This is a genomic window from Salinarimonas soli (genome assembly GCF_008386575.1).
In the GTDB taxonomy this organism is placed as follows: domain Bacteria; phylum Pseudomonadota; class Alphaproteobacteria; order Rhizobiales; family Beijerinckiaceae; genus Salinarimonas_A; species Salinarimonas_A soli.
On sequence record NZ_VUOA01000143.1, the window covers coordinates 1 to 348 of the forward strand.

A 348-nucleotide genomic window follows, 5' to 3' on the forward strand; every position below is an offset into this window, starting at 1 on the left:
TTCCCTTAAAAAATCTATTTATTTATTTACGCCTTAGGCTTATCATCAGCTTTAGGCTTTTCGGCCTTGGGTTTCGCGGCCTTTTCAGCTTTCGGCTTCTTATCGGCCTTCTTCTTGGGGGGAGGCGGGGTCTTCTTAGCAACCGGCTTCTTGGGTTTCTTGGCGAGAGCCTCCTTGATGTTCTTGCGTCTCCTCTCGCGTAGTTTCTCAGCCTTCATAGCGGGGTTTCGCTTAGACAGCTTCAATCCACTCTTCTCGGCATCAGCCAGAGCCTTCAAGTTCTTCCTTCTGCCCAGCCCTAAGATAGCTTTCCTCTTCAGCACGGCCGCGTAAGGATTGAGTTTCAGC

Annotated in this window: 1 protein-coding gene; it reads right to left on the minus strand. The window is 50.3% G+C overall.

What is annotated here, in order from left to right; genetic code table 11:
- Positions 1–26: 26 nt before the first annotated feature.
- Positions 27–348: hypothetical protein (locus tag F0L46_RS27705; RefSeq protein WP_188312159.1), on the minus strand; the 322-nt coding region annotated here is incomplete at its 5' end.